This is a genomic window from Myceligenerans xiligouense (genome assembly GCF_003814695.1).
In the GTDB taxonomy this organism is placed as follows: Bacteria; Actinomycetota; Actinomycetes; order Actinomycetales; family Cellulomonadaceae; genus Myceligenerans; species Myceligenerans xiligouense.
The window spans coordinates 3,349,246-3,376,212 of the sequence record NZ_RKQZ01000001.1; the positions used below are offsets into that span (position 1 = coordinate 3,349,246).

Consider the following 26,967-nt stretch of genomic DNA (forward strand, 5'->3'; position numbering starts at 1 on the left):
ACTCACGCATGGGACTCGGCCGACCGCGTGCGGAGCCTGCCGAGCGCTCGCACCGTGTCAGTCCACGCCTCGCCGTGCGGCAGGAAGTCGACCAGGCAGGTGATCTCGGTGACGCCGAGCCGGGCGAGCTTCTCCCGGAAGGCGGGCCACTCCGACTCCGGGCCCACCAGCGACAGCCCGTCGCGGAGTCGTTCGGCGGCCGCCACCATCCGGGGCTTCCAGACCTCGGGGTCGATCGAGGCCGGGTCCTCGCTGGAGCTGCTGAAGGTCGAGAGCATGTACCGCTCCAACGCCTCCATGTTCCGTTCCTCCGACGCCTGCCCGTCGGAGAGCGCGGCGTGGACCAGCACCGTGATCTCACCGCCGCGGCCCAGCCCGCCGTCGACGCGCCCTTGCTGGTACCGCTCGATGTTGGCGGCGAGCTGGTCGAGGTCCTGCATGATCAGGTTGGTGAGCACGCCGCGGCCCCCACGGCCCGACTCGTAGTACGAGTCCGGGTTCCCGAGACACGCCTGCCAGAGCCGCAGCTCGCTGACCGGGCGGGGGTGCAGCCGCACCGTCGCCTTCTCACCGGAGTGCCCCTCGAGCTCCAGCGCCTCGCCGCTCCAGAGTCGTTCGAGCTGCCCGATCCGCGTCCGCAGGAGCTCGCGGCGCTCGGCGTGCGGCGCGTCGGACAGGACGAAGTCCCGCTGCATCCAGCCGAACGCCACGCCGATCCCGACCCGTCCACCGGACGCGGCGTCCACCATCGCCCAGTCCTCCGCCACCGACACGGCCGAGTGCAGCGGCAGGACGCTGCTGCCCGCCCGGATCCCGAGCCGCGTCGTCCGCATGGCGACCATGGCGCCGAGCACGGCCGGGTTCGGGGAGAAGCCGCCGAAGTCGTCGAAGTGCCGCTCCGGGAGCCAGACATTCTCCAGGCCTTCCGCCTCGGCGAGTTCGACGAGGTCGAGCAGCCGGCCGTAGACGCCGTCCTGGCCGTCCGTGGTGAAGCCGAAGAGGGAGAGGCTGACCGCGGGTTCGGACACCGGTGTCGCGGTCGCAGGATGGGACGAAACTGGTCGAGAGGCCATATCGCCCATCCTGAACGAGCGCCCGGCGGCCCGGAAGAGCCCTCCGCCGCCGCAAAAAGACGGTGGGGAGAACTCCCCGTTTCGTGGACCGTGCGACGGCGTTCTGCTATGCGCCCCGCCCGGACCCCTGGGTCCAGGTTCGTTCCGGGCGGCGCCATGACCTGCGATAACGGCGCGTCCGGAGACGCGGCGCCCCCGGCCGACGGGCCGGGTAGGGGTGCGGGCAGGCCACGGGGCGCACCCGAGGTGCTACGGCGCGCCCCGGCCGGCCCCGGCTCAGCGAGCCGTCGCCGACACCGGCCCTGCGTCGCGGGCGAGGTCTTCCTCCCGCAGGGTGAGCAGCTGCTGCATGCGACCGGTCACGTACTCCTGCTCGTCGAGGATCGGATCGAGCCGGTCGAGCAGCACCATGCCGGCGGCCGTCACGCGGGCGATGCCCTCGCTGGTGTCGACCACCTCGACCGCACAGGCGTGGGACAGGTCCCTGAGGTGTCGCCGGACCGCGGTCTCCGAATGGTGCTCGTTCCTGGCAACGCTGCCGATACTGCCGTGTCGTGCCAACGCTCGAAGGAATTGCCAGTGTCGCGCGGTGATCTGGGTGTTCGCCACGTCGGTGTACCTCTCGTCTTCGATTGACCTCCCTGACCGTCCGGTTCGGACCAAATTGTCAGGGCCAGGTCCAGAGAGTAGGGCACGAGACCAGCCCGAGAAGTAACATCTCGGCAAATTCTTCGTATTGCATCGCAGGTCAGAGGCGTAGAGAACAGCCGCAGCCGACCCGACTTGCATTAATTCCGATTGATCTCTCGCAAAATTCACCCCTCATCAAGCCCACCGGAAGAGTTCTGCTCGGTGATGCTCCTCGACCAGCACGTGGCCGGTCTATGTTCCGGGGGTCGGTGGTGGATAGTTCGCATTATCAGTCTGGACGCCCGAACACGGGGCCCTGAGACTCGATTCCGACAGGCCCGGCGCGCCATTCCCGCGCCGCCGCGCACCGGAGCGTGGCGGCCGCCCGGGCCGGAGGAAGGTCGCCATGGAACCCGACCGCAAGCTCATCCTGAACCGCAGAACGCTGCTGATCGGCGCCGCCGCCGCCGGCTCGGCCGCCGCGCTGGGATTCGCTCCGCCCGCGAGCGCCGCCGTGCCGGGCTTCCCGACGTTCACGCGGCTGGGTGCGGCGCTGGACAAGTCGTCGCTCTCCTGGGCGCCGGCCCGGAAGGAGATCATCTTCCCCTCGGTCCGGCGTGTCGCGGGCCGGCTCCCGAACCCGCTGGGTGCCTGGTACATGTACTACGCGCCGCACGACGACCCCGGCGGGATCTGCCTCGCGTACGCCGACTCCCTCGAGGGCCCGTGGCACGAGTTCGCGGGGAACCCGATCGTGCGCCGCGACCCGTACTCGGTGCCCCACGTGTCGAGCCCGCACGCCGTCTGGAACGACGCCGACGGCAAGATGTACCTCTACTTCCACGGCGACAACGCGACGACCCGGGTGGCGACCTCGACCGACGGGATCACCTTCACCTACGGCGACATCATCCTGACCACCGCGATGATGCCGTCGAACGTCACCGAGACGTCCTACGCCCGGGTGTTCCCCCACCCGACGCAGTCGGGCGTGTACATCATGCTGTTCATGGGCAACCAGGCGGGCACGCGCAAGATCTTCATCGGCTGGTCCCACTCGCTGGCGTCGGGCTGGCAGTTCAAGCCGGACCCGCTGATCTCGCCGGCCGCCGGGGAGGGCGGCCAGCTGTCCGGGGCGCACTACTGGTCGCGCAACGGCGGCGGGTACGTCGTCTACCACTCCGGGGCGGGGACCATCCACGTGGCCGACGTCGGCACGAGCTTCGACCGGGAGAACCACCTCGGCGTCCTGTACACCGAGCCGGTCGCCACCCGGGCGGCGGCGCCGAGCTTCGCCGAGGAGGACGGCCGCCTCTACATGTTCTACGAGGCCGGCCGGCGGGGGAACACGAACATCGCCATCGCGCGCGCCAACTGACCCACGACGAAGGCTCCCGCCCGGACGCACCGGGCGGGAGCCTTCAGACGGTGCGACACCTCATCCCTTGAGCCCCGTGTGCGCCAGCCCCTGGACGAACTGCCGCTGCGCCACGAGGAACACGGCGAGCACGGGCAGCACGGTGAGCGTCGTGGCGGCGAGCTGGACGTTCCACATGGGCCCGCCGTAGGCGTCGACGTACTGGGTCAGCGCCTGCGGCAGCGTGAAGTTCTCCTTGCTGGACAGGTACACGATGGGTTCCAGGTACAGGTTCCAGGACTTGAGGAACGTGAAGATCGCCACCGCACCGAGCGCGGAGCGCGACAACGGCAGCGCGATGCGCCAGAAGATGCCCCAGCGGCCGAGCCCGTCCATCCGCCCGGCCTCCTCGAGCTCCCCAGGGAGCGCGAGGAAGAACTGCCGCATGATGAACACGGCGAGCACGGCCGGCGCCCCGAGCACGGGGATGACGACGAGCGGCCAGTGGGTGTCGATGAGCCCGAGGCTGTTGACGATGCGGAACAGCGGCACGATCGTCACCTCGGACGGCACGAGCAGCCCGGCGAGCACGAGCACGAACAGCGCGTTGGCCCCGGGGAACCGGATGCGCGCGAACGCGTAGCCCGCCATGGCGGCGACCAGCATGGTGCCGAGGGTGACGGCCGCCGCGATGTACAGCGAGTTCCAGTACTGCTGGGCGAACGGCTGCAGCGCGAACACCTGGCCGTACGCCTCGAACGTCGGATCCTGGGGCCAGATCGTCGGGACGGCCTGCAGGATCTCGCTCATCGGCTTGAGGCTGGAGGTCGCCATCCACCACGTGGGAAACACGAACGGCACGCTGAGCAGCAGGAGCAGGGCGACGAGGGAGCCGCGTGCCCAGCGCCGACGGGCCCGCAGGCCCGCCCGCGACACGTAGGGCCGGTCCGACGGCGGCCGGTCCGGCCACGGGCCGCCCAGCGGCACCGGCGGCTCGGTCTCCGGAAGAGGTTCGACGGCACCGGGCAGCTCGGCGGCGGACCGCCCGGCATCGGGACGGCTTCCCCCTGCTGGGGGCATGACCTCAGACTTCATGGAAGACCCACCTCTTGCGCGACTGCCACTGCACGAGTGTCAGCACCAGGACGATGACGAACAGGAGCACGGCGATCGCGCTGGCGTAGCCGAACTCGTTGAACCGGAAGGCCTGCTGGTACAGGTAGTAGACGAGCACGGTGGTCGAGTTGCCCGGACCGCCGCCCGTGAGGACGTCGATCTGCGCGAAGACCTCCAGCGAGCCCACGATCGTGATGATCGAGACGAGCAGGATCGTCGGGCTGATCATCGGCAGGGTGATCGACCGGAACCGGCGCCAGGCGCCCGCGCCGTCGAGCCGCGCCGCCTCCTGCAGTTCCACGGGCACTCCCTGCAGCGCGGCGAGGAACAGGATCATGTTCAGCCCGACGTTCTTGAACACCTGGACCACGATCACCGACAGCATCGCCGTCGTCTCGTGGCGCAGCCAGTTCGGCCCCTCCAGGCCGAACTGCGTGAGGAACCCGTTGATACCGCCGTCGGCCTGCAGCAGGAAGCTCCACACGATCGTCCACGCGACGAGCGACACGACGACGGGCGAGAAGAAGAACGTGCGGAACGTCGTCGTGCCGGGAAGCTTCTGGTCGAGCAGGACCGCCAGCAGCAGCGCCAGCGAGATGTTCAGGACCACCAGCCCGATCGAGAACCACAGGCTGGCCAGCAGGGAGTCCGCGAGCCCGGGGTCGGCGAGGAGGCGTTCGTAGTTCGCCGCGCCGGCGAACGTGAACGTGCCGGCCAGGACGTTCCACTCGTGCAGGGAGTACCAGACCACCATGCCGAGCGGCAGCACGACGAACGCGAGGGCACCCAGCACCACGGGGGCCACCATCGTGTACCCGACGGCCCAGTCGCGGCGCACCGCCCGCGACACGGGCACCGTCCGCCGCGCCGTGCGGCGCGTCGTCCGCCGCGTGGTTTCGGGCATCGTCTCTGACGCCGCTGCCACGATCACTCCTCCAGGAGCGGCTGGATCACCGCGCAGGTCTCGTCGAGGACGGCGGCGACGTCGGCGTCCTCGGCCCACATCGCGTCGAGCTCGGCCCGCACCGTCTCCGACAGCTTCGCGAAGTTCTGGTGCACCGGCTTGGTGACCGCGCCCTCGATGCCGTCCACGACGACGCTCTGGAGCTGCTCCTCGCTCAGCAGCGGGTTCGCGGCGGACAGCGTCCCGGCGTCCAGCAACGAGGCACGCGGCGGCGGGAAGTAGGTCGCGAGCTTCTCCGCGTTGCCCGGGTTGGTGAAGTACGCCAGGAAGTCCGCGGCCACGTCGGGGTTCTCCCCCTGGGTGAACACGCCGATCCCCGCCTGGCCGATCACGTTCTGCTGACCCGCCGGTCCCGCCGGGAGCGGGAGCAGGTCCCACTCGAACGAGCCGTCGAGCGCCGACGCGCGGCTGATCTGCGTGATCGTCATGGCCGCGTCACCCGCGAAGAAGTCGGCCGTGGTGCCCGGGCCGGGCAGCGCGCCGTCGTCGAACGTGGCGTCGTGGATCCACCGCATCGCCTCGACCATCTCCGGGTCGGTGAACGTGCACTGCGTGCCGTCCTCGCTCCACGGCGCGGCGCCCCAGCCGTCCCACACCGTCGAGAGGTTCTCCCAGAGCTGGTAGTCGAAGTCACGCACCACCAGCCCCTGCTTGCCGGAGTCCTCGGCCGTCGCGGCCGCGATGTCGCGGGCAGCGTCGAACGTCCACTCCCCCGACTCCACCAGCCCGGCCGGGTCGTCCTGGCCCGCGGCGGCGATCTGGTCGGTGTTGACGAACACGGCGAAGGGGCTGTTCGAGAACGGGTAGGCGTAGAGCCCTTCGTCGTCCTGCCACAGCTCCAGCGTGCTGGGCACGAGGTCGTCGACGTCGTACCCGTCGGTGCTCTCCAGGACGGGGCCCAGGTCCGCGAGCGCCCCGCTGGAGACGAACTCGGGTGCGTAGCTCTCCAGCACCCAGGCGAGGTCGGGCGGGTTGCCGCCGGCGAGCTGGGTGGTGAGCGTGGTGGTGTAGTCCTCGAACGGGATGGTCTCGAAGGTCACGCCGGCGACGAGGTCCGGGTTCGCGGCGGCGTAGGCATCGCCGATCTCCTGGAACATCTCCAGGTGCTTCTCGTCGGCGGTCCAGACGGTCATGCGCAGGTCGACGGGCTCGGACGGCGTCTCGGGGTCGCCGAGGGCGGCGGGTTCCGCGCCGGAACAGGCGGTGAGGGTCAGGGCCGTGGCGAGCGCGGCGCCGGCGGCGGCTCGCGATCGGCGGATCGGGGTGTGCATCAGTACTCCTTCGGACTGAGGGTGGGTGAGGGTGGCCGGCCGGTTGTCGTGCGGTCGGTTCGATGTCCGTGCGGTCGGCCCCCTGGGGAGCCGACTTCTTCGACATCGGACCGACCACTCGCCGAGTGGCCGACCGCATGGTTTGGGCCGGTCAGGGCGCCGGCGGTTCAGTAGGGATGGACCTCTCCCTCCGGCCAGCGCAGCTCGACCCCCGAGGCGATGAGTTCGCGCTGGTAGTCGGCCAGCGGGTCGGGCTTCTCCTGGACCTCGTGGGGGACGCGGCCGGTGGCGAGGCAGTGGGCGGCGAGGTGGCCGGCGGCTTCGCCGGCGTTCCACTCGACGGGATGGAGCCGGTAGCACCCGTTGGTGATGTGGGTGGTGCCGATGTTCTTGTTCGCGGCGAGGAGGTTGGTGGTCCGTCGCGGCAGGAGGGCGCCGAGCGGGATCTCGAACGGCGTGGACGGCACGTCGATGTAGGTGTCGCCGCCGGTGGAGGGGTGCAGGTCGATGCGGTACATCCCGACACCGACCGAGTCGTCGTAGCGGGTGGCGCCCCGGTCGCCGCGCACGGCGTGGGAGACATCGTTCTCGGTGACGGTGGTGACGGCGCGGATACGGCGCGACTCGCGGTGGTAGGCGGCCTGCGCGAGGCCGTCGGCGCTGCCCATGACGTCCGGGCGCAGGCGCAGACCGGGGAAGCCGGTGCCGCCGTCGGGCCGGGGAGCCTCGGTCTGCATCCAGTAGAGCATCGAGAGGCTGAGCCGGCGGGCGTCGGCGATCCGCGCCTGCTCGACGTCGCGCGGCACGTCCAGGACGTGACCGAGGAAGTAGTCGATGCTCGGCCAGTTCACGAGGCACAGGTCGCTGTCGCGGAACCCGGGTTCGAGGAGATCGCGGGCGGCGATGCGGCGGAACAGCCAGAGGTTCCCGTCACCGGCGTTCTTCGACTGGTCGGCGTCGACCCGGAGCGGGTCGTCGCCGGGGTTCGGGGTGAAGGTGCGCTCGTCGAGCGCGAGGGTGCGCGGGTTGGGGGCCGTCCAGGACAGCAGGCGCTCGCCGCGCCACGCGGCGGGCGCGTACGAGCTCCAGAAGTCGTAGCGTTCGGGCCGGTCGATGGTGTGGTCCCCGTCGACGTGCTCGACGGCGAAGCAGACGCTCAGGGCCTGCACGTTGTCGGGCTGCGCGGTGGCGGGGGCGCTCGGCTCGCCGGTCTCGGACGCCGCCTCGAACCCGGTGACGTACTCGGTGCCGGTGAGCGGGAGGAGCTCGCCCGTCTCGGTGGCGTCGATGGTGTACGCGGCGCTCACGGTCACGTCCGGTCCGCCGGCCACGGAGGCGAGGGTCACGGACGTCACGCGGTCGCCGTCGGTGGTGGCCGACGTCGGGCGCACGCGTTCCAGGAGCCGGATGCGGCCGGCGGAGCGGTGGGGGGCGAGCATCTCCTCCAGGACGCCGACGGCGACGCGCGGCTCGTGGCAGAGCTTGGAGACCCAGCCGGCGCCGGGGTTCAGCGCTTGCCACGCGCGGGCGGCCTCGGTGAGGGGGTACCGGCGGCGGTAGACGTCGCGGATGCCGTCGCGCAGTGCGCGGTAGCGGGCGGTGACGCCGAAGCGCTCGACCCAGGGGTGCTCGTCGGGCGGGACCCCCTGGGAGGTGAGCTGGCCCCCGATCCAGGGATGCTCCTCCGTGAGGACGACGCGGGCACCACGCCCGGCGGCGGCGAGGGCCGCGGCGATGCCGCCGAGCCCGGCGCCGACGACGAGCACGTCGGTCTGCAGGTCTTGCTGGGTCACGTGGGGTCCGTCCTGTCGTCGGGGGTGCGGTCGGTGGCGGCGGGAGGCGGGGCGGCGGTCGCGCCTTCCACGTCCGGGCAGTTCAGGAGCTGGTGCAGTTCGGCGTCGGGCACGGCGGACGCGCGCCGCGTCTCACGGTCCCGCTTGCCGTCGTCGGCCACGAGGCGGGAGAGGAGGTACAGGGCCCGCACCCCCATCTCCTCGCGCGGCACGGAGAAGCCGGACCAGCGCCGGCCGTCGCGCCGGGGATGGTGCGGCTGGCCGAGCAGCAGCACGGACACGTCTCCGGGCACGCGAGCGCCGCGGCGCTCCAGTTCGTCGGCGAGTTCCTCGGGATGGTTCTCGGGTGCGACGACGACGGCGGTGAGCGAGCGGGCGAGGATCTCGCCGGCGGCCGCGGCGACGTCGTCGGTCTCGACGAACGACGGCGTCAGCCCCTGGGCCTTGAGCGCCGTGCGGTAGCCCTCGACGCGGTCGAGCGTGGGCTGGTCGGTGCCGCGCACGCCGACGTAGCCGATGTGCCGGTGCCCGAGCGCGGTGAGGCGGTCGACCTGGCGCATGGTGGCTTCGACGTAGTCGGCGCCGACGTACGGGAGGCGGCCGCCGTCGCTGCCGCGCTTGCCGATGAAGACGAACGGGTAGTTGGTGTCGAGCAGGTGCTGCAGCTCGCCCCGGTCCTCGTGCTGGCCCAGCAGCAGGCAGCCGTCGGCCACGCCGAGCCGCTGCCAGCCGTCGCGGGTGAGCTGCCGTCGGCCACCCGTGGCGGGCGCGCTCGTGAACAGCAGGAGGTCGACGCCGAGCCGTTCGGCGGCGTGCTCGATCCCCACGAGGAACGGCCCGTAGAAGTCGCGGCCGGCGCGGGGGAACGTGGCCTCGTAGGTGAACACGCCGAGGATCTGGGTGAGCCCGCCCGCCAGGCGCTGCGCGAGCGGGTTCGCCGTGTAGCCGGTGATGCGGATCGCGTCCAGCACGCGCTGGCGGGTCTCCTCGCCGATGCGCACCCCGGCCGGCGTGTTGCCGTTGAGCACGAACGAGACGGTGGCCTGGCTGACGCCCGCCATCGCGGCGACGTCCGTCTGGGTGATGCGGCGACGCGGCATGGTTCCTCCTCGAACGCCACTCGTCAGGTCTTCGATGACGCCCCGAGTCTCACCGCCCGCCGATCACGCGGTCAATCTGATGATGCGCATTATTAGCGGACGCCGCCGGGTCGTGGCAGCCGCCACGACCCGGCCGCCAGGCGGCGGACGGCTCACGGCTCAGGTAGCGGCGATCGTACGGACGATGCCGACCATGGCGACGGCGCCGTCGCCACGTGCGACAGCGTCTCCGTAGAGCGCCCGGCACACGTCGCTGAGCGGGACGTTCACGCCCGCGGCGGCCGCGGCCTCGCCGATGAGCTCGGCGTTCATGTGCACGTCGGAGATCGCCGCCTGCGCCGTGAGGTCGTCCGCGACCAGCTTGGCCGTCTTGACACGGGAGATGGGAGAGGCCATCTGCCCGGCATCGAGGACGCCCCGGAGCAGGTGCGGGTCGAGGCCGTGCTTCTCGCCGAAGTGAAAGGCCTCGGCAAGCCCGGTCACGAGGGCGATGAGGAACACGTTGGCGGCGAGCTTCGTGGTGAGACCGGAAGGGACGGGGCCACAGGCGGTGGTCCGCGCGCACATCGGGGCGAGCAGCGGGACCACGCGCCGGACGACGTCGGTCCGGCCGGCGACCATCGCGACGAGCTTGCCCTCCTCGGCAGGCGCGCGCGACCCGGACACCGGGGCCTCGACGTAGTGCCCGCCGGCCTGCTCGACCTCTGCGGCGAGCGCCGCAGAGTACCCGGGCGACAGGGTGCCCATGTTGACGATCGTGTGCCCGGCGACGAGGGCGGCGAGCGTTCCGGGGGCACCGCGGAGGACCTGGTCGACGGCGGCTTCGTTGCGAAGCATCACGAACACGGTCTCGCACCGCGCGAAGACCTCGGCGACGGAGGAAGCCGTGCGCGCGCCGGCGGCGGCGAGTTCCTCGTCGGCCTTCGGTGTCCGGTTCCACACGGTCAGCGGGATGCCGCCGCGTGCCAGCCGTCGAGCCATGGGCAGGCCCATGATGCCCAGCCCGAGGAAACCGACGTGGCCCGACGGGCCGCCGGGGCCGGCGCTCAGTGGCTTCTCGAACCAGTGGTGCGCGTAGGATTCATCGTTGAACGGGGCAACCTCGCGGTACCCGCGAGCCCGGTACAGGGCGATCGCCTCCGTGAGAGATCCGTTGGTCTCGAGCCGGACCACGCCTGCCCCGAGCGACGCGGCGGCCTCCTCGGCCGTCGCGAGCAGACGGCTTCCGATTCCGAGGCCACGCACCTCGGGTGCCACCCACAGTTGCTTGATCTCCGCGTGGGCGCCGTCGGTGGTGACACCGACGCATCCGACCGCAGCGTCCTTCAGCACCGCGAGGAAGAACCGCCCCGAGGGCGCACGAAGCGCGTCGGCGGCGGCGGTCAGGCTCCGGTCCGGGTTGAACCCGCCGTCGAAGCGCTCGTCGAGGGTCCGGTGGTAGGTGTGCACGGCCCGTCGCGCCGCGGCCGTTGCCGGATCCGCCGGGACGATCGTCACCTCCGACGCCGTGAACAGGCGTCGTACGGTCACGGTGGCGTCCACGAGCTCCGCGCGTTGACGCTCGCTGAGCGGAGTCAGGATCTCCTCGACCAGCTCGTCCGAGAGCCGGTCCAGGACGCCCAGCTCCGCGAGCCCGGATGCGGTCAGCCTCGCGCGGCGGACGCGACTGTCCTGCTCCGACGCCGCCACCGTGATCAGCCCCTCACGCTCCAGCGCGCGAAGCTGCCGGCTGGCATATCCGGAGTCGAGTCCGAGACGGTCCCTCAGCTCGCGGACCTCGATGCCGTCGGCCCCGATTTCCCACAGCATGCGATCCAGGCCCAGCGATCGATCACGCGAGAGATACCGATCCTCGAGGACCCCGAGCCTCTCGGTGACGACGCGGTTGAAAGCGCGAACGGTGTCGATCTGCGTCTCCTCGGTCATGTTGTCTGACACTAGTCAGAGGTTCTGTCGAGGACAAGCATCGCCGGAGGCGAGAGCAGCGCGGCGCGGCGTGAAACACTCGTCCCTGTCGGACGTCTACGTCAGGAGCAGCGAGTGGCCATCAGGTCGTCCCGGACCACGAAGATCGTCCTCGGCTGGGTGGTGATCCTGGCGCTGCTCGTCCCCGTGATCCTGCAGTTCGCCGCGATCACGCGCGCGGATCCCGCACTGCTCTGGGGCATCACCGCGTTCGTGCTTCTCGGGATATGGGTGTGGCGCGCGGTCAACCGGGCCGCCGGAGCGGACGAGCGGCAGGACGACCTCGACCGCGACCGGCCCGCCCGCCGCGACGACGGCTGGTGACCTCGCCCGGCCCGAACGCCCGGCCCGACGCCAGGTCCGATCCGCCCCGGTCACCGCGCCCGGCCCGGACGTCACTCGCCCGCGGTGAGGCGGCCGTGCAGTTCCCGGAGGTCAGCGGCGTGGATGTCGAAGGAGTCGCCGGGCACCGGCGCGTCGCCGCCAGGGCGCGGCACGTAGGCCGTGCGCATCCCCGCGGCGGCCGCCGCCCGGAGGTCCCAGGCGTGGGCGGCGACCATGATCGGTGTTCCGGCGTCGGACGGCGCCGCGGCCACGGCCGTCGCGTACAACGCCGCGGCGGGCTTGTAGGTGCCCGCGTCCTGGGCGGACAGCACCTGGTGCCAGCGGAGCCCTCGGTTGCCGCTGAGCCCGGCCAGGGTGCGCCGGTCGGCGTTCGACAGACCCATCACCGTGACGTCGCGGCTGAGCCGGTCCAGTGCGCCGACGGTGTCCGGCCACGGCCGTAGCCGCTCGGAGGCGGAGGTGAGCCGCTCGACGGCCGCGGACGGCAGCAGCCCTCCGTCGGCCAGCCACCGCAGCGCCTCCAGGTCGAGTACCCGCCCGGGAACGAACGGGCGCTCCCCGTCGACGATCGCCCGTTCCTGCCGCGCGACGTGGCCGAGCCAGGCCTCGACGATCGGCGCCGCGTCGGTGACGGCGACACCCGCCGCTTCGGCCACCTCGTCCCGGAGGCTTCCGGCCTGGTCCACCAGCGTGCCGAGGACGTCGAACACCACGGCCTGCCGCGAGGCCGGGGAGAGTCGGGGTGCCATGGCTCGGACGATACCGAACCCGGAGGCGGACGTGCCCACCGCAACGCGGGGGCGAGGGGCCCGCCGTCACGCGCCGAGTGCCGCGAACCCCTCATACACCATGAACGCCGGCCAGAAGAGCCCCTGGACGATCGCCCACACGTACTCCCAGAAGCCGTCGGCCTGCTGCCAGAAGTAGACCAGCGCCCCGAAGATCCCGATCCCGTAGATCGCTCCCCCTGCGGCGCCCGCGTTGCTGTCAGCCATGTCGCACCTCCGCGGCCAGGTTATGCCTGCGGGACCGAGCCCGCACGGCCGCCGTCGTCCACGGGCTCCCGATGCGGATGCGGACGACGCCCGGCAGTGTGGACTCCGGAACACCGCCGACGGACCGGAGCCCGCCATGAGCAGTCGTCCGCGTGACATCGAGCTGAACCCGATCTTCGCCCGGCCGGGTGAGACGACGTCGGCCCCGCGGGACCGCTTCCCCGGCGGCCCCATGCTGCCCGAGACCGCCTACCAGCTCGTGCACGACGACGCCATGCTCGACGGCAACGCCCGCCTCAACCTCGCCACGTTCGTCTCCACCTGGATGGACGAACACGCCGACAAGCTCTACGCCGCCGCCTACGACAAGAACATGATCGACAAGGACGAGTACCCCGCCACGGCGGCGATCGAGACCTACTGCTGGAAGATGCTGGCCGACCTGTGGCACGCGCCCGACCCGGACCGCGCGGTCGGGTGCTCCACGACGGGCTCGTCGGAGGCGTGCATGCTCGCCGGGCTGGCACTGAAGCGCCGCTGGGCGGAACGGCGCCGCGACGCCGGCCTCCCGGCGGAGCGGCCCAACCTGGTGCTCAGCTCCGCGGTGCAGGTCTGCTGGGAGAAGTTCTGCAACTTCTTCGAGGTGGAGCCGCGGTACGTGCCGATCAGCGACGGCCACCCCACGCTCGACGGCGACACGGTGCGTGACCACGTCGACGAGAACACGATCGGCGTGGTCGCGATCATGGGCGTCACCTACACCGGGATGTACGAGCCGGTGGCGCGGATCGCGGCCGCGCTGGACGTCCTCGCGTCGGAGACCGGCGTCGACGTGCCGATCCACGTCGACGGCGCGTCCGGCGCGATGATCGCGCCGTTCGTGCAGCCCGACCTCGCCTGGGACTTCCGGGTGGAACGTGTCGCCTCGATCAGCACGTCGGGCCACAAGTACGGGCTCGTCTACCCGGGCGTGGGGTGGGTGGCATGGCGCGACGCCGGGCTCCTGCCGGAGTCGCTGGTGTTCCGCGTCAGCTACCTCGGCGGCGACATGCCGACGTTCGCCCTGAACTTCTCCCGGCCCGGCGCGCAGGTCCTGCTGCAGTACTACACGTTCCTGCGGCACGGCGTCAGCGGGTTCACGGACATCCAGAGCGCGACGCTCGACGTCGCCCGCCACCTCGCACGCGAGATCGGCGGGGCGGGACCGTTCGAGCCGTGGAACGAGACCCTGGACCTCCCGGTCCTCGCGTGGCGCCTACGCCCGGCCGACGACGGCGGCGCGCGGCCGTGGACCCTCTACGACCTCTCGGACCGGCTCCGCATGCACGGCTGGCAGGTGCCGGCCTACCCCCTGCCCGCGAATCTGGAGGACGTCACCGTCCAGCGCGTCGTGGTGCGCAACGGCCTGGGCATGGACCTCGCGGACCGGCTGCTCGACGACCTCCGCACCGCCGCCGCGCACCTGGAGTCCACCCCGCCGAGCCGGCCCACCACGGACCGCGACCGCGCCTCGGCGTTCCACCACTGACGGGCAGCCGTCAGCCGATGCCCCAGAGCTGGTTCGGGCCCAGGTGGCACCCGTACACGTTGACGGGGCTCCCGTTCTCCGTGCCCGCTGCCTCGACGTCCAGACAGAGTCCCGTGGCGACGCCGCGTACGGTGCCGTCGCCCGGGGCGCTCCACCGCTGGTTGTCGCCGCCGTGACACTCCTGGACGGTGACAGGGGTGCCGTCCGCCCCGCCGCTGGCGTCGTCCAGGCACTTCGTGCCCCCGATACGCAGCTCGCCCGCGGCCGTGACCGTCCACTGCTGGGCGACGCCGTCGTTGCAGTCGAAGATCTGCAGCGCGACGCCGTCGGCGAAGTTCGCGCCCGGTACGTCGAGGCAACGCCCCGAACCACTGCCCGTGAGCGCGACGACCGGCGGGTCCGCGGGTGGGGCCGGGCTGGGCTCGTCGCTCGGCTCCGCGCTCGGCCCGGCGCCCGGCCGCTCCGTCGCTCCGGCGGACTCGCGCACGACCGGCTCGGCCGAGCTCACGGCCGGGGTGGGACCCGCGCCGTCGGGCGACCTCACGCCGTCCCTGCTCAACAGCCACGTGGTGGCAAGGATCGCGCCGAGCACGAGCGCCCCGGCGACCAGCCATGTGAGCACGGTCGCCGCGCCGGCCCGGGCCGGCGGTCCGGCGTCGTACATCGCCTCGTGCCTCCTCCCGACGGACCGGGGAGACCCTACCGTGCACCGTGCCGTGATGTCCTCGCACCCGCGCCGTGCCGTGCCCCCGGCCGAGGACCACCCAGCGGGACGCCCGATTTTTCTGGCGCTCGCCCATCTCGCGTGCTGCGATGGCCTGGTGTCGACCACCCTCACCCGCGGCCCGGTCCGCGCCGCCGAACGCGCCCCCGCCCCCGACCTCGCCCGCGGCTTCATGCTGCTGCTGATCGCCGTTGCGAACACCCCGTTCTACCTGTGGGGCCGCGAGATCTCGGCGAGCAGCTCCCACCCCGTGGGCGGGTCGTGGCTCGACCAGGCCACCGACTTCTTCGTCATCACCGTCGTCGACATGCGCATCTACCCGATGTTCGCGTTCATGTTCGGCTACGGGATGATGCAGCTGTACTCCCGCCAGATCGCGGCGGGGACCTCCGAGAGGCGTGCCCGGCGCCTGCTCCAGTTCCGCAACCTGTGGCTCCTGGCCTTCGGGTTCGTCCACGCGGCCCTGCTCTGGATGGGGGACGTCCTGGGCGCGTACGGCCTGGCCGGGCTGCTGCTGGTGTGGCTCTTCCTGCGCCGCACCGACACCACGCTCATCACGTGGGCGTCCGTGCTGCTGGGCCTGCTCGCGATCGGCACCGTCCTCGCCGTCGGCGGCGCGTACCTCACCGCGCAGCTCCCACCCGCCGAGGCCGCCGAGCTGGAGACCGCGTTCGCGATCGACGACGCGTCGATCTCCCAGGACTCCTACCTCGCGTCCATCGGCCCCCGGCTCAGCCTGTGGGCCTACGTGACGGTGGGGCAGGGCCTCGCGGGGCTGGTGGTCCCGACGATGATCCTGCTCGCGTTCTGGGCCGGACGCCGCGGCATCCTCGAGAACCCCGGCGACCACCTGCCGCTGCTGCGCCGGGTCGCGGCGATCGGCATCACGATCGGCGTGCTCGGTGGCCTTCCGAGCGCGCTCGACCACGTCGGCGTGCGGGACGTGCCGGACGCCGCGTCCTGGGTCTTCTTCTTCGTCCAGGGCTTCACGGGGTTCTTCGCCGGTCTGGGATACGTCGCACTGTTCGGTCTCGTGGGGCACGGCGTCGCCCGGCGCCGCCGCCGCGCCGGAGCGCCCGCGCCCGGCGACCGGCCCGCGAGCGCACTGCGGATCGACGGTCCGGTGGCGGGTGCGCTGCAGGCGGTGGGCAAGCGGTCCCTGACCTGTTACCTGCTGCAGTCGGTGCTGTGCGCGCCGGTCCTCACCGCCTGGGGCCTCGGCCTGGGGCAGCACCTGTCGTCCTGGTCGATGTTCCTGTACGCCGTGGGGGTCTGGGCGGTCACGGTCGTGTTCGCCGTCTGGCAGGAGAATCGCGGGGCGCGGGGCCCGGCGGAGGTCCTGCTGCGCAGGCTGGCGTACGGCCGCCCACGTTCCTGAGGCGGGGCCGCGCCGGGCCGCGCCGGGCCGCGCCGGGCCGGGGCCGGGCCGGGGCCGGCCGGCCGGCCGAGGGGAGCCGACAGCCGCGTGAGAGCGGGCTGAAAGTGATACCTGGTCAGGTAGGTGGTGCGGGTGCCGGCCGGTGCCCGTCCCATCCATCTGGCGGAGGCACGGCATGCTGCGGATCCATTTCACCGCCGACGACCTCGGGCGCGTCCGGCTGGCGGCGGGGGCCGACCCCCTCTGGGAGACGCGGCTGAGCGCGCGCCTGGTGAACGATCCGGTCGGGTCGCGGGCGGAGCTCGGGCGGTGGCGTGCGGCGGTGGTCCGGGACCTCCCGCGGCAGGCGCTGCCGTACCTGCATCTCACGCCGCCGCGCGGGTACTGCCCGGACTTCCTGGTCCCGGAGGCCGGCAGCGACGACCTCGCGTCCGGGGTCGACGCCGTACTCGGCACGCCGACGGGGCGGATGGCCGCGGAGCTGGCGCGGCTCGACGTCGGCAGGCCCATGTCCGGCTGGGTGCACCACCTCGCCGGCGGCAAACGGCCCGCGCTGAACGGCCTCCGGGCGACGATCACCGCGTACCACCGGCACGCCGTCGCGCCGGTGTGGGAGCGGGTGCGGTCCGCCGTGGAGACGGACCGTGCCGCTCGGGCGCACACGCTGGTGACGGCCGGGGCGCAGGACGCGCTCGCCGCGCTGCACCCGGCGGCCACCTGGTCGGGGCGGACGTTGCGGGTCGACGACGGGAGACCGGACCGGGACATCCACCTGGCGGGCCGCGGCCTCCGGCTCGTTCCGTCCTACTTCTGCGGGCAGGTGCCCGTCACGTTCGCGGACCCGGCGCTGGAACCGACGCTCGTCCTCCCGGTGGCGCACGCCCCGTACGGTGACGACCGGGACGGCCGGGCCACCGGGTCCCTCTCCCTCCTGCTGGGGCGCACACGCGCCGCGGCCCTGCGTGCGCTGGTGACGCCGGTGACGACGGGAGCCCTGGCGCGCCGCACGGCGACCTCGCCCGCGTCGGCGTCGCAGCATGCCGCCGTGCTCCGCCAGGCGGGGCTGGTCGTGTCGCGGCGTGACGGGCGCTACGTGGTCCACACCCTCACGTCCCTGGGCGCCCGGCTGCTGGCGGCGACCGATCGCGGGGAGGTCGTCACGCGGCGGCAGCCGGTCCCGAAGCCGGTCCCGAAGCCGGTCCCGGAGCCGGCGGCCGACGAGAGCGTCGCGGCCTCGTGCGCGGAGGGGGTCCCGGGCTGATCGTGTCCCGGCGGGCATCCGGGGCGGGAGGCGGGTCGCTGACTCGACTCGTGCGGGACGGCCCGTATCGTGGCCCGCATGCGCATCGCGATCGTCGGCGGCCACGGAAAGGTCGCCCTGCACCTCCATCCGCTCCTGGTCCGGGCGGGCCACACCCCCGTCGCCCTCGTCCGGAACGAGTCCTACCACGACGAGCTCCGGCGCCTCGGTGCCGAGGTCCGTCCCCTCGACATCGAGCACGCCGAAGCGACCGACTTCACCGCGGCGTTCGAGGGGTGCGACGCCGTGGTGTTCGCGGCGGGCGGGGGACCCGACGGCAACATCGAACGGAAGCAGACCGTCGACCTCGAAGGCTCGCTGAAGTCCGTCCACGGCGCGCGTGAGGCCGGGATCGCGCGGTTCGTCCAGGTGTCGGCGATCGGTGTCGACCACCTGCCCCCGCTCGACCAGGGCGACGTGTGGCGCGCCTACGTCGAGGCGAAGCGCGACGCCGACGCGGCGCTGCGCGCGTCGGACCTGGACTGGACGATCATCCGCCCGGGCCGGCTCACCGACGACCCGGCCACGGGCCTGGTCGCGCTCGGCACCGACGCCGAACGCGGCGACGTCACCCGGGCGGATGTCGCCGCCGTCCTGGCGGCCGTGCTCGACGACGACGAGACGGTCGGCCACCAGTGGAACCTGGTGGGCGGCGACACACCGGTCGCGGAAGCCGTCGCCCGCGCCGCCCACGGGTAGGTGCCGGCCCTCACGCGTCGTAGTCGACCGTGACCTCGTCGCTGACCGGGAAGCTCTGGCAGGTGAGCACGAAGCCGCGCCGCACCTCGTCGGGTTCGAGAGCGTAGTTGCGCACCATGTCCACCTCCCCGGCACACACCTTGGCCCGGCAGGTGCCGCAGACGCCGCCCTTGCACGCGAACGGGAGGTCGCCGCGGACCCGCTGGGCGGAGTCCAGCACGGTGGTGTCCCGAGCCATCGGCGTGGTCGTGCCGCGCCCGTCGAGGAGCACCGTGACATCGCTGGTCACACCCTCGATCACGGCGTCGGCGTGCCGGAGCTGCGGTGGAGGCTCGTCCACGTGGAAGAGTTCGAAGTGCACCCGCTCGCGGGGCACCCCCAGCTCGTCGAGCACCTGGCGGGCGTCGGACAGCATGCCGAACGGGCCGCACAGCCAGACGTGATCCATGTCCGGCGCCGGTATCAGCGTGGTCAGCAGCAGGCGGAGCCGGTCGGCGTCCAGCCGGCCGGAGAACAGCTCGACGTCACGCGGCTCCCGGGACAGCACGTGCACCAGGTCGAAACGGCGGTGGTGGGCGTCCTTGAGGTCGGCGAGCTCCTCGGCGAACATCACCGACGTCGTCGTCCGGTTGCCGTACAGCATCGTCACCTGCGTGTCCGGGTTCGCCAGCACCGACGCGGCGACCGAGAGCATCGGCGTGATGCCCGAGCCCGCGGCGATGCACAGGTGTCGTCCACCGGCGGCGGGATCGGCGCGGAAGCTGCCCGACGGCGCCGCCACCTCGATCCTCGTCCCGGGCCGCACCTCGCGGACCAGCCAGGTCGAGAACAGGCCGCCCGGGATCTCACGCACGCCGACCCGGGGCGGCGAGCCGGCGGGCGCGCAGATCGAGTAGGTACGGCGATGCTCGACGCCGTCGATCACCCGCCGCAGTGTGAGCGACTGCCCGGGAGCGAAGTCGAAGACGTCGCGGAGCTCGTCGGGCACGTCGAACGTGACCGCGACGGCGTCGTCGGTGAGCCGCCGCACGTCGGCCACGGTCAGCGTGTGGAAGGCGGTCCTGGCCGGCGCCTCGGCACCGATCGTCATCAGATCTCCTTCACGTGGTCGAACGGCTCCAGGCAGGCGCGGCAGCGATACATCGCCTTGCACGCCGTCGAACCGAACTCCGACGTCAGTTCGACATCGGCCGAGCCGCAGCGCACGCAGCGGACCGCGCGGCGGGTCGGCCCGAGGGTGAGCGGGACGGGGGTGGGCCCGGCCGGACTCCGTGTCCCGGGCGGCGAGATCCCGGCCTCCGCGAGCGCCGCGCGCCCCTCCGGCGTGATCCAGTCGGTGGTCCAGGCGGGGTGCAGCGCCACCCGGACGCGGACGTCGTCGTACCCCTCCTCCTGGAGGCGGCGCACGAGGTCGTCACGCATCGTCGCCATCGCGGGGCAGCCGGAGTAGGTGGGCGTGATGGAGACGACGACGGTGCCGTCGCCGGTGGTCTCGACGTCCCGCAGGACGCCGAGGTCGGCGAGGGTGAGCATGGGCAGCTCGGGGTCGACGACGGTCGCCGCGACCTCGCGGGCCCGTTCGAGGCCGTCGGCGCCTCCGGAAGGCCGGGAGCGGATGTCCCGCACGGTGCGTGTCGGAGTCATGTCACCATCGCCCCCTCGGATGGGCACGGGCGACGGACTGCGTCTCCGCGAGCATCCGGCTGAGCGCCTCGGTGTGCATCCCGTCGCGTCCGGTGCGGCCGCGGACGCCGGCCCGCGGCGCGGCTTCCGGGCGGTCGACGCCGCTCACGGCGAGCACCTGGTCGAGCACCGCCTCGGCCTCGTCGGCGACCTCGGCGGGGTCGACGCCGGCCCCGGACCTCGCCGCCTCGGCCTCGACGTCGTGCGTCTCGAACAGCTCGCCCCAGTACGGCATCAGCTCCGCGAGCGCGGCGGTCACGCGGCGGCGGGACTCGTCCGTGCCCCGGGCGAGGGTGAGGAACCAGCGGCCGGCGAAGTCGCGGTGGTAGGTCAGCTCCTTGACGCCCTTGGCGGCCACGGCGGCGAGGACGGCGTCGCGGCTGCCGGTCAGGCGCTCGAACACGGCGAGCCGCCAGGTGGCCAGGAGCAGGATGCGGGTGATCGTCTCGGCGAAGTCGCCGTTCGGCAGCTCGGCGAGCCGCACGTTGCGGAACTGCTGGTCGTCGCGGAAGAACGCGAGCCGGTCCTCGTCGGGCACCGGTGAGTCGTCCGGGAGTCCGGGCACGACGGACGGGTCGGCGGCGGCGGCGCGCGCGAGCAGCAGCCGCGCCTGCCCGAGGAGGTCGAGGGCGATGTTCGCGAGCGCGATGTCCTCCTCGAGGTCCGGTGCGCGGCTGCACCACTCCGAGATCCGTTCGGACGTCACGAGGGCGTCGTCGCCGAGCATCAGGCAGTAGGCGGCCAGCACGGACGGGTCCACCCGGTCGGGGACGGTGGTGTCCACGCCGGCGAGCGGGTCCTCGAAGTCCGTGCCGAAGGCCCAGTGGGCGTCGTTGACGAGCAGGCCGGCATACGCGTTGTCGTGGTCGGCCTCGTGCTCGGGGCGGCGCGCGGGGGCGCGGTCGTCGGGCATGGTGGTTCTCCACTACATGTGGGGGACGTTCTCGGGGATGGAGTAGAACGTCGGGTGCCGGTAGACCTTGTCGCCGCTGGGGGCGAAGAGCGGGTCCTTCTCGTCGGGGCTGGACGCGGCGACGGCGTCCGAGCGCACCACCCAGATCGAGACGCCCTCGTTGCGGCGGGTGTACACGTCACGGGCATGGCGCAGCGCCATGGCGTCGTCGGGCGCGTGCAGCGAGCCGACGTGGACATGGTTCAGACCGCGCTTGCCGCGCACGAACACCTCGTACAGGGGCCATTCGGCCCGCACGTCGTCGCTCATGTCGTCTCCTCCCGCGCCACGGACGCCCGCGTCAGGTCGCTCGGGGCGCTCGCGGCTCCGTCGTCGTCGGTCACGGCGCTCTCCTGCTTCCGGGCGAACGCCGTGGCCGCCTCGCGGACCCACGCGCCGTCGTCCCATGCCTGTTTCCGGTGCGCGACGCGCTGCGTGTTGCACGGCCCGTCGCCGCCCACCACCCGCCAGAACTCGTCCCAGTCGATCTCGCCGAAGTCGTGCGCCTGGCGTTCCTCGTTCCACGCCAGCTCCGGGTCGGGCAGCGTCACGCCGAGCGCCTCCGCCTGCGGGACGGTCATGTCGACGAACCGCTGGCGCAGCTCGTCGTTGGTGTGGGTCTTGATGCCCCACGCCATCGACCGCGCGGTGTTCGGGGAGGCGTCGTCGGGCGGGCCGAACATCATCAGCGACGGCCACCAGAAACGGTCCACGGACTCCTGCACCATGGCGCGCTGCTCGTCGGTGCCGCGCATCATCGTCATCAGCAGCTCGTATCCCTGGCGCTGATGGAACGACTCCTCCTTGCAGATGCGGATCATCGCGCGTCCGTAGGGGCCGAAGGACGTGCGGCACAACGGCACCTGGTTGCAGATGGCGGCGCCGTCGACGAGCCAGCCGATCGTCCCGACGTCGGCGTACGAGAGCGTCGGGTAGTTGAAGATCGACGAGTACTTCTGCGCGCCGGAGATCAGCCGCTCGGTGAGGTCGTCGCGGGTGACGCCGAGGGTCTCCGTCGCCGAGTACAGGTAGAGCCCGTGGCCGGCCTCGTCCTGCACCTTCGCGAGCAGGATCGCCTTGCGGCGCAGCGAGGGGGCGCGGCTGATCCAGTTTCCCTCGGGCTGCATCCCGATGATCTCCGAGTGGGCGTGCTGCGCGATCTGGCGCACCAGCGTCCTGCGGTACTTCTCCGGCATCCAGTCCCGCGGCTCGATGCGGTCCTTGTCCGCGATCGTGGCCTCGAAGTGCGCTTCGAGGTCTGCGGTGTCGATCCCCGGTTCGACGGCCGACGTCATCGTGACCTCCGTGGCGAATTACTGAACGAACGTTCGGTTCCTAATGTGTCACAGGTGCGGCCGCGGACGCAATGCCCGGGAGCAGGCCGGGGACCGGGCCGGGGACCGGGCGAGTCCGGGGTATCAGCCGGGGAACGGGCTCGGGGCGCCGGCCCGCGGGCGGACCCCGGGATCAGTCGAGGAGCGGGCTCAGGTGCGGCGAGCCGAGCGCCCGGACCGCCTGACGCGCTCCGGCCCGCAGGCACTCGCCGGTCGCCGCGCCCATCAGGTGCGCCGCGAGAAACCCGGCGAAGAACGCGTCCCCGGCCCCGTTGGTGTCGACGACGTCGGCCGGCTCGGCCGGGCACTCGGCCCACCCGTGCCGGGTCAGCGCCACGGCGCCCTTCGCCCCGAGGGTGCACACCACCGTGGTGGCGCCACGGTCGAGCAGCGCCCGCATCAGCGCGGGGTAATCGTCCGTGCCGTCGTCGTTGAGGAAGATGTGGGAGCAGGCGTCGGCGAACGGGCGGTGGAACTCGCTCACGCCGTCGTAGTCGTGCAGGTCGGTCCAGAGCTCCGCGCCGGCGGCACGGGCTGCGCCGAGCAGCTCGGCACCACTCGCGCCGAGATCGAGCACCACGTCGCGGGCGCCCGCGAGGCGCGCGGCGACCTGCTCGTCGTCGGGCCGAGCGGGCTCCGTGGTGACCGCGAGATAGATCGATACGCGCTCACCGGCGTCGGTCATGAGGTTGAGATGCTGCTCCGTGGGGCCCGGCGCACGGTGGGCGAGGATCTCCAGGTGCTCGCCGGCGCGGCCCAGCGCCCCGAGCACGAGGTCCGCCTCCGGGTCGTCGCCGACGGCGGTCACCAGCGCGACCGGGGCGCCGAGGTCCGCGAGGTGCAGCGCCTTGCCGGCGCTGGTCCCGCCGAGCGTCCGGACGCTGTCCCGCGCGAAGACGGTGTGCGGCCGGGGTGCGGGCAGCTCGTCGAGCCGCACGAGCGTGTTCCAGGAAGCAGGGCCGACGACGACGGTGCTGGGTGTGCTCATGGGCCCATCCTCGCCCGGCCTGCCCGGCACCCGACCAACAGCCACGCCCCCCTCCCCGCCGACCCCGCCCCTCCCCCCCTGCCACCCTCACCCCCCACCCGACAACCACCCGCCGACCACAGAGTGAACCGCAGGGAGAACCCCGCCCCGCCCCCCTCTGCCCCCTCGGTCCCCCTATGCCCGGCCCACCCGACATCCACCTGCCGAACCACAGGGTGAACCGCAGGGAGAACCGCGCCCCGCCCCGCCGAACCGCAGGGAAGTCACCCCACACCCCCCGAACCGCAGTTGAGTCACGCCATGCCCGCCGAACCGCAGGTCGAGGTCAGCCCACGCCCGCCGAACCGCAGGGTGAATCGTGCCAAGCGGTGATTGAGACGATCCAACTTGCGGCTCGGCAGCCGGTGCCGGGCGGGACGTGCGGTTCGGGGGGGTGGTTCGGGGGGTGGTTGGGGTGAGGGGACAGGGGGTCGTAAACGATTCGGCAGCTGGCAGCGGGTGCTCGGAAGCGCTCAGTCTGAGCAGCACATCGACGTGCCGTCCGACCGGTCGGCCCGAAGCTCGAGGAGGAGCATCCCATGACAGTGCGTGCGCGAACGCGCGGCCTGATCCTGGCCGCCGCCATGGCGCTGGCCGCCCCGATGGGGCTGGTCGCCGTCGTGTCGGCGGACACCGCCATGGCACCGCCGGCGGCGGCCCACGGCAGCGTCACCGACCCACCCACCCGCAACTACGGCTGCCTCGACCGCTGGGGAGACGACCACCTCAACCCCGAGATGGCCGACGTCGACCCGATGTGCTGGGGAGCCTGGAACGCCGAGCCCAGCGCCATGTGGAACTGGAACGGCCTCTACCGCGAGAACGTCGGCGGCAACCACGAGGCAGCCGTGCCCAGCGGCACGCTCTGCTCGGGTGGCAACACCGAGGGCGGCAGGTACGACTACATGGACACCCCGGGCGAGTGGGTCGCGAAGGGCGTGCCGCACAACTTCACGCTGACGCTCACCGACGGCGCCAACCACGGAGCCGACTACCTGCGGATCTACGTGTCGAAGCCCAGCTTCGACCCCACCACCGAGCGCCTCGGCTGGGACGACCTGGACCTGGTCAAGCAGACGGGGTCCTACCCGACCCAGTCCCCGTACGTGACCGACGTGGACCTGTCCGGCTACAACGGCCGCGCGGTGCTGTACACGATCTGGCAGGCGAGCCACCTCGACCAGCCGTACTACCTGTGCTCGGACATCAACATCGGCGGCGGCGACCTGTGGCCCGACGACCCGCAGCCGGACCCGACGGACGACCCGACGGACGACCCGACCGACGACCCGACCGACGACCCGACGGACGACCCGACGGACGACCCGGGCACCGCGGAGTGCACCGCGGCGGTCGCCGTGACCAACACCTGGGACGGCGGCTACCAGGCCGACGTCACCGTCACCGCCGGCAGCTCGGCCATCAGCGGCTGGGAGGTCACGGTGGGCGGCGCCACGATCACCCAGGCGTGGAACGCCACCGCGTCCGGCAGCACCCTCACGAACGTCGACTGGAACGGCAACCTCTCGGCGGGCGGATCGACCACCGTCGGGTTCCTCGGCAGCGGCAGCACGAGCGGGCTCGACGCCACCTGCTCCGCCGGCTGACCGAAGCCCGGCTCACGACCGCCGCGGGACGCCCCTCCCGCGGCACGCCGGGGGCGGCCGCGATCCAGGTACGCGGCCTCCCCCGGCTCCCGGACGCCGGGGTGCCGACCTCACGCGCGGTCGGCACCCCGGCGTTCACCGTTGGCACGGTTCGGTCGTGGCCGTGGCACGTCTCCTCGTGCGGCCGCGCCTTCCGCGCGCATCATCGGCCGTGCCTTCCGCGACGCTCGCCGTGAGCGGTCGGACGGGCGGGCACGGCAGCCCCACCCATCGATGCGACCAATACATGAGACCGATCTTGTCGATCTGTCGTGGCGGAGTTAGGCTCCCCCACATGCGCATCGTCCGAATGTGCCGGCTCTGTCGGTAGAGCGTCCACGCCACGTCTGGCCCGTGTCGACACCGTGCCCTGCACGGACCACCGGTCGCGACGCCCGTGCGACGCTCCCGCACCGCCCTCATCCCCACGGACCCCCACGGACGAACCGGCGGCGTCATGCACGAGGTGCACGGCCAGAGGCATGCACCGGCGCTGGCCGTCGAGCAGAACCACCCGCAACCGCTGGACGACACGAAGGAAAGAGACACCATGGCCCGCATCTATGACGACGCGACCAAGCTGATCGGGAACACGCCGCTGGTGAAGCTGAACCGCCTCACCGAAGGCCTCGAGGCGACCGTGCTCGCCAAGCTCGAGTTCTACAACCCGGCCAGCTCGGTGAAGGACCGCATCGGCGTGTCGATCATCGACGCCGCCGAGGCCTCCGGGGAGCTCAAGGAGGGCGGCACGATCGTCGAGGGCACCTCGGGCAACACGGGCATCGCCCTCGCCTGGGTGGGTGCCGCCCGCGGTTACAAGGTCGTCCTGGCGATGCCGGAGACCATGTCCAAGGAGCGCCGCGCGCTGCTGCGCGGGTACGGCGCCGAACTGGTCCTCACGCCGGGCTCGGAGGGCATGAAGGGCGCCGTGGCCGCGGCCGAGAAGATCGCCGCCGAACGCCCGGGTGCCGTCCTCGCCCGCCAGTTCGCCAACGAGGCGAACCCCAAGATCCACCGCGAGACCACGGCCGAGGAGATCTGGGCCGACACGGACGGCGCGGTCGACGTCGTCGTGGCCGGTATCGGGACCGGCGGGACCATCACCGGCGTCGGCCAGGTGCTCAAGGAGCGCAAGCCCGACGTGAGGATCGTCGCGGTCGAGCCGGAGGAGTCGCCGATCCTGAACGGTGGCGACCCCGGCCCGCACAAGATCCAGGGCATCGGCGCCAACTTCGTCCCGGAGATCCTGGACACCACGGTGTACGACGAGGTCATCGACGTGAACGCGGCCACGTCCGTCGAGTTCGCCCGCCGCGCGGCCCGCGAGGAGGGCCTGCTGGTCGGCATCTCGTCGGGGGCGGCGCTGTCCGCGGCCCTGGAGGTCGCGAAGCGTCCGGAGAACGCCGGCAAGACGATCGTCGTGATCATCCCCAGCTTCGGCGAGCGCTACCTGTCCACGCTGCTGTTCGAGGGCCTGGTCGACTGATGGCCACGTCCTGGGCGCCCACCTTTCTCCAGCTCCTCAAGGAGGACGCCGAGACCGCGCGCGCCCAGGACCCGGCCGCGACCTCGCTGAGCGCGGTCGTCCTGACGTATCCGGGTGTGCACGCCGTCTGGCACTACCGCATCGCGCACGCGATGTGGCAGCGACCGGCGCTGCGGCTGCCGGCACGAGTCCTCTCCCTGGCCTCCCGCCTGCTGACAGGGGTGGAGATCCATCCGGGCGCGAGGATCGGGCGGCGGCTGTTCATCGACCACGGCATGGGTGTGGTCATCGGGGCGACGGCGGAGGTGGGCGACGACTGCCTGCTCTTCCACGGTGTCACGCTGGGCGGGCGCTCGATGAGCCCCGGGAAGCGGCACCCGACGCTCGGCGACCGGGTCATGGTCGGGTCGGGCGCGAAGGTGCTCGGGCCGCTGTGGGTCGGGGACGACGCGAAGATCGGTGCCAACGCCGTGGTGACGCGCGATGTGCCGAACGGAGCGGTCGCGGTCGGGATTCCCGCGCGGAACCGGACGCCGGCGCCGGTACGGCCGTCGACCCCGGTCGAGGACCCCTCGCAGCTCATCGAGTACGTGATCTGACG

26 protein-coding genes are annotated in these 26,967 nt (G+C 72.2%); 9 read left to right on the forward strand and 17 right to left on the reverse strand.

Features of this window, described 5'->3' with window-relative positions:
• Nucleotides 1–2: 2 nt before the first annotated feature.
• Together EDD34_RS14590 and EDD34_RS21415 are read right to left on the reverse strand one after the other, a co-directional pair.
• Nucleotides 3–1,028, reverse strand: coding sequence for a MupA/Atu3671 family FMN-dependent luciferase-like monooxygenase (locus EDD34_RS14590; protein WP_170177091.1), 1,026 nt, complete (start codon nt 1,026–1,028; stop codon nt 3–5).
• 321 nt (nt 1,029–1,349) lie between these two features.
• Entirely contained in the window at nt 1,350–1,862 is a 513-nt protein-coding gene (locus EDD34_RS21415; protein ID WP_123815220.1) for a helix-turn-helix domain-containing protein, read from the reverse strand.
• Between the two features lie 247 nt (nt 1,863–2,109).
• Between EDD34_RS21415 and EDD34_RS14600 the strand changes: the two genes are divergently transcribed.
• On the forward strand, nt 2,110–3,081 hold the full coding sequence (locus tag EDD34_RS14600) for a glycoside hydrolase family protein (RefSeq protein ID WP_123815221.1): 972 nt from the start codon (nt 2,110–2,112) through the stop codon (nt 3,079–3,081).
• Between the two features lie 60 nt (nt 3,082–3,141).
• On the opposite strand, the gene EDD34_RS14605 is transcribed toward EDD34_RS14600, so the two are convergent.
• The 6 genes from EDD34_RS14605 to EDD34_RS14630 all read right to left on the reverse strand — a co-directional run bounded on the left by EDD34_RS14605 (nt 3,142) and on the right by EDD34_RS14630 (nt 11,230).
• On the reverse strand, nt 3,142–4,155 hold the full coding sequence (locus EDD34_RS14605; RefSeq protein ID WP_246012452.1) for a carbohydrate ABC transporter permease: 1,014 nt from the start codon (nt 4,153–4,155) through the stop codon (nt 3,142–3,144).
• Nucleotides 4,145–5,101 carry a carbohydrate ABC transporter permease gene (locus EDD34_RS14610; protein ID WP_246012453.1) on the reverse strand — a complete coding sequence of 319 codons (957 nt, stop codon included), beginning with the start codon at nt 5,099–5,101 and terminating at the stop codon, nt 4,145–4,147. The genes EDD34_RS14605 and EDD34_RS14610 overlap by 11 nt, the downstream gene beginning before the upstream one ends.
• Nucleotides 5,102–5,103: 2 nt before the next feature.
• A complete protein-coding gene (locus EDD34_RS14615) occupies nt 5,104–6,411 on the reverse strand; it encodes an ABC transporter substrate-binding protein (protein WP_123815222.1) in 1,308 nt (435 codons plus the stop codon).
• A 167-nt stretch (nt 6,412–6,578) separates the two neighbouring features.
• Complete coding sequence (locus EDD34_RS14620) at nt 6,579–8,204, reverse strand: FAD-dependent oxidoreductase (RefSeq protein WP_211341601.1); 1,626 nt, start codon at nt 8,202–8,204, stop codon at nt 6,579–6,581.
• Nucleotides 8,201–9,304: a LacI family DNA-binding transcriptional regulator gene (locus tag EDD34_RS14625; protein WP_123815223.1), complete on the reverse strand. Its 1,104-nt coding sequence runs from the start codon at nt 9,302–9,304 to the stop codon at nt 8,201–8,203. The genes EDD34_RS14620 and EDD34_RS14625 overlap by 4 nt, the downstream gene beginning before the upstream one ends.
• A 159-nt stretch (nt 9,305–9,463) precedes the next feature.
• A complete protein-coding gene (locus EDD34_RS14630) occupies nt 9,464–11,230 on the reverse strand; it encodes a GNAT family N-acetyltransferase (RefSeq protein WP_123815224.1) in 1,767 nt (588 codons plus the stop codon).
• 114 nt (nt 11,231–11,344) lie between these two features.
• Here EDD34_RS14630 and EDD34_RS14635 point away from each other — a divergent pair, with 114 nt between their 5' ends.
• Nucleotides 11,345–11,593 (forward strand): hypothetical protein, encoded by a 249-nt coding sequence (locus EDD34_RS14635; protein WP_123815225.1) that lies wholly within the window; start codon nt 11,345–11,347, stop codon nt 11,591–11,593.
• Between the two features lie 71 nt (nt 11,594–11,664).
• On the opposite strand, the gene EDD34_RS14640 is transcribed toward EDD34_RS14635, so the two are convergent.
• Together EDD34_RS14640 and EDD34_RS14645 are read right to left on the reverse strand one after the other, a co-directional pair.
• Nucleotides 11,665–12,363 carry an HAD-IA family hydrolase gene (locus EDD34_RS14640; protein ID WP_123815226.1) on the reverse strand — a complete coding sequence of 233 codons (699 nt, stop codon included), beginning with the start codon at nt 12,361–12,363 and terminating at the stop codon, nt 11,665–11,667.
• 66 nt (nt 12,364–12,429) lie between these two features.
• A complete protein-coding gene (locus EDD34_RS14645) occupies nt 12,430–12,609 on the reverse strand; it encodes a hypothetical protein (protein WP_123815227.1) in 180 nt (59 codons plus the stop codon).
• Nucleotides 12,610–12,745: 136 nt separating this feature from the next.
• Between EDD34_RS14645 and gad the strand changes: the two genes are divergently transcribed.
• The gene (gad, locus tag EDD34_RS14650) at nt 12,746–14,137 is read left to right on the forward strand and encodes a glutamate decarboxylase (protein WP_123815228.1); all 1,392 of its coding nucleotides are present in this window, start codon (nt 12,746–12,748) and stop codon (nt 14,135–14,137) included.
• 10 nt (nt 14,138–14,147) lie between these two features.
• Here gad and EDD34_RS14655 read toward each other — a convergent pair whose 3' ends face one another.
• Complete coding sequence (locus tag EDD34_RS14655; RefSeq protein ID WP_170177093.1) at nt 14,148–14,801, reverse strand: RICIN domain-containing protein; 654 nt, start codon at nt 14,799–14,801, stop codon at nt 14,148–14,150.
• A 157-nt stretch (nt 14,802–14,958) separates the two neighbouring features.
• Here EDD34_RS14655 and EDD34_RS14660 point away from each other — a divergent pair, with 157 nt between their 5' ends.
• The 3 genes from EDD34_RS14660 to EDD34_RS14670 all read left to right on the forward strand — a co-directional run bounded on the left by EDD34_RS14660 (nt 14,959) and on the right by EDD34_RS14670 (nt 18,238).
• The gene (locus tag EDD34_RS14660; RefSeq protein WP_246012455.1) at nt 14,959–16,239 is read left to right on the forward strand and encodes a DUF418 domain-containing protein; all 1,281 of its coding nucleotides are present in this window, start codon (nt 14,959–14,961) and stop codon (nt 16,237–16,239) included.
• A 175-nt stretch (nt 16,240–16,414) separates the two neighbouring features.
• Nucleotides 16,415–17,500, forward strand: a complete 1,086-nt coding sequence (locus tag EDD34_RS14665) for an ArsR/SmtB family transcription factor (RefSeq protein ID WP_123815231.1) — start codon at nt 16,415–16,417, stop codon at nt 17,498–17,500.
• A gap of 78 nt (nt 17,501–17,578) precedes the next feature.
• Nucleotides 17,579–18,238 (forward strand): SDR family oxidoreductase, encoded by a 660-nt coding sequence (locus EDD34_RS14670; RefSeq protein WP_123815232.1) that lies wholly within the window; start codon nt 17,579–17,581, stop codon nt 18,236–18,238.
• Between the two features lie 10 nt (nt 18,239–18,248).
• Here the strand turns inward: EDD34_RS14670 and paaE are convergent, their stop codons facing one another.
• The 6 genes from paaE to EDD34_RS14700 all read right to left on the reverse strand — a co-directional run bounded on the left by paaE (nt 18,249) and on the right by EDD34_RS14700 (nt 23,195).
• On the reverse strand, nt 18,249–19,328 hold the full coding sequence (paaE, locus tag EDD34_RS14675) for a 1,2-phenylacetyl-CoA epoxidase subunit PaaE (protein ID WP_123815233.1): 1,080 nt from the start codon (nt 19,326–19,328) through the stop codon (nt 18,249–18,251).
• A complete protein-coding gene (gene paaD, locus EDD34_RS14680; protein ID WP_123815234.1) occupies nt 19,328–19,882 on the reverse strand; it encodes a 1,2-phenylacetyl-CoA epoxidase subunit PaaD in 555 nt (184 codons plus the stop codon). Before paaD ends, paaE begins: the two co-directional genes overlap by 1 nt.
• Nucleotide 19,883: 1 nt before the next feature.
• Nucleotides 19,884–20,834: a 1,2-phenylacetyl-CoA epoxidase subunit PaaC gene (gene paaC, locus EDD34_RS14685; RefSeq protein ID WP_123815235.1), complete on the reverse strand. Its 951-nt coding sequence runs from the start codon at nt 20,832–20,834 to the stop codon at nt 19,884–19,886.
• Nucleotides 20,835–20,846: 12 nt separating this feature from the next.
• Nucleotides 20,847–21,143, reverse strand: coding sequence for a 1,2-phenylacetyl-CoA epoxidase subunit PaaB (paaB, locus tag EDD34_RS14690; protein ID WP_123815236.1), 297 nt, complete (start codon nt 21,141–21,143; stop codon nt 20,847–20,849).
• Nucleotides 21,140–22,168, reverse strand: coding sequence for a 1,2-phenylacetyl-CoA epoxidase subunit PaaA (gene paaA / locus EDD34_RS14695; protein ID WP_123815237.1), 1,029 nt, complete (start codon nt 22,166–22,168; stop codon nt 21,140–21,142). The genes paaB and paaA overlap by 4 nt, the downstream gene beginning before the upstream one ends.
• Before the next feature lie 172 nt (nt 22,169–22,340).
• Entirely contained in the window at nt 22,341–23,195 is an 855-nt protein-coding gene (locus EDD34_RS14700; protein WP_123815238.1) for a carbohydrate kinase family protein, read from the reverse strand.
• Nucleotides 23,196–23,773: 578 nt separating this feature from the next.
• On the opposite strand from EDD34_RS14700, the gene EDD34_RS14705 reads away from it, so the two are divergent.
• From EDD34_RS14705 to cysE, 3 genes are all read left to right on the forward strand, one after another.
• The gene (locus tag EDD34_RS14705) at nt 23,774–24,841 is read left to right on the forward strand and encodes a lytic polysaccharide monooxygenase (RefSeq protein ID WP_123815239.1); all 1,068 of its coding nucleotides are present in this window, start codon (nt 23,774–23,776) and stop codon (nt 24,839–24,841) included.
• A gap of 589 nt (nt 24,842–25,430) precedes the next feature.
• Nucleotides 25,431–26,366 (forward strand): cysteine synthase A, encoded by a 936-nt coding sequence (cysK, locus tag EDD34_RS14710; RefSeq protein ID WP_123816562.1) that lies wholly within the window; start codon nt 25,431–25,433, stop codon nt 26,364–26,366.
• Nucleotides 26,366–26,965 (forward strand): serine O-acetyltransferase, encoded by a 600-nt coding sequence (gene cysE / locus EDD34_RS14715; RefSeq protein ID WP_123815240.1) that lies wholly within the window; start codon nt 26,366–26,368, stop codon nt 26,963–26,965. The genes cysK and cysE overlap by 1 nt, the downstream gene beginning before the upstream one ends.
• The last annotated feature ends 2 nt before the right edge of the window (nt 26,966–26,967 follow it).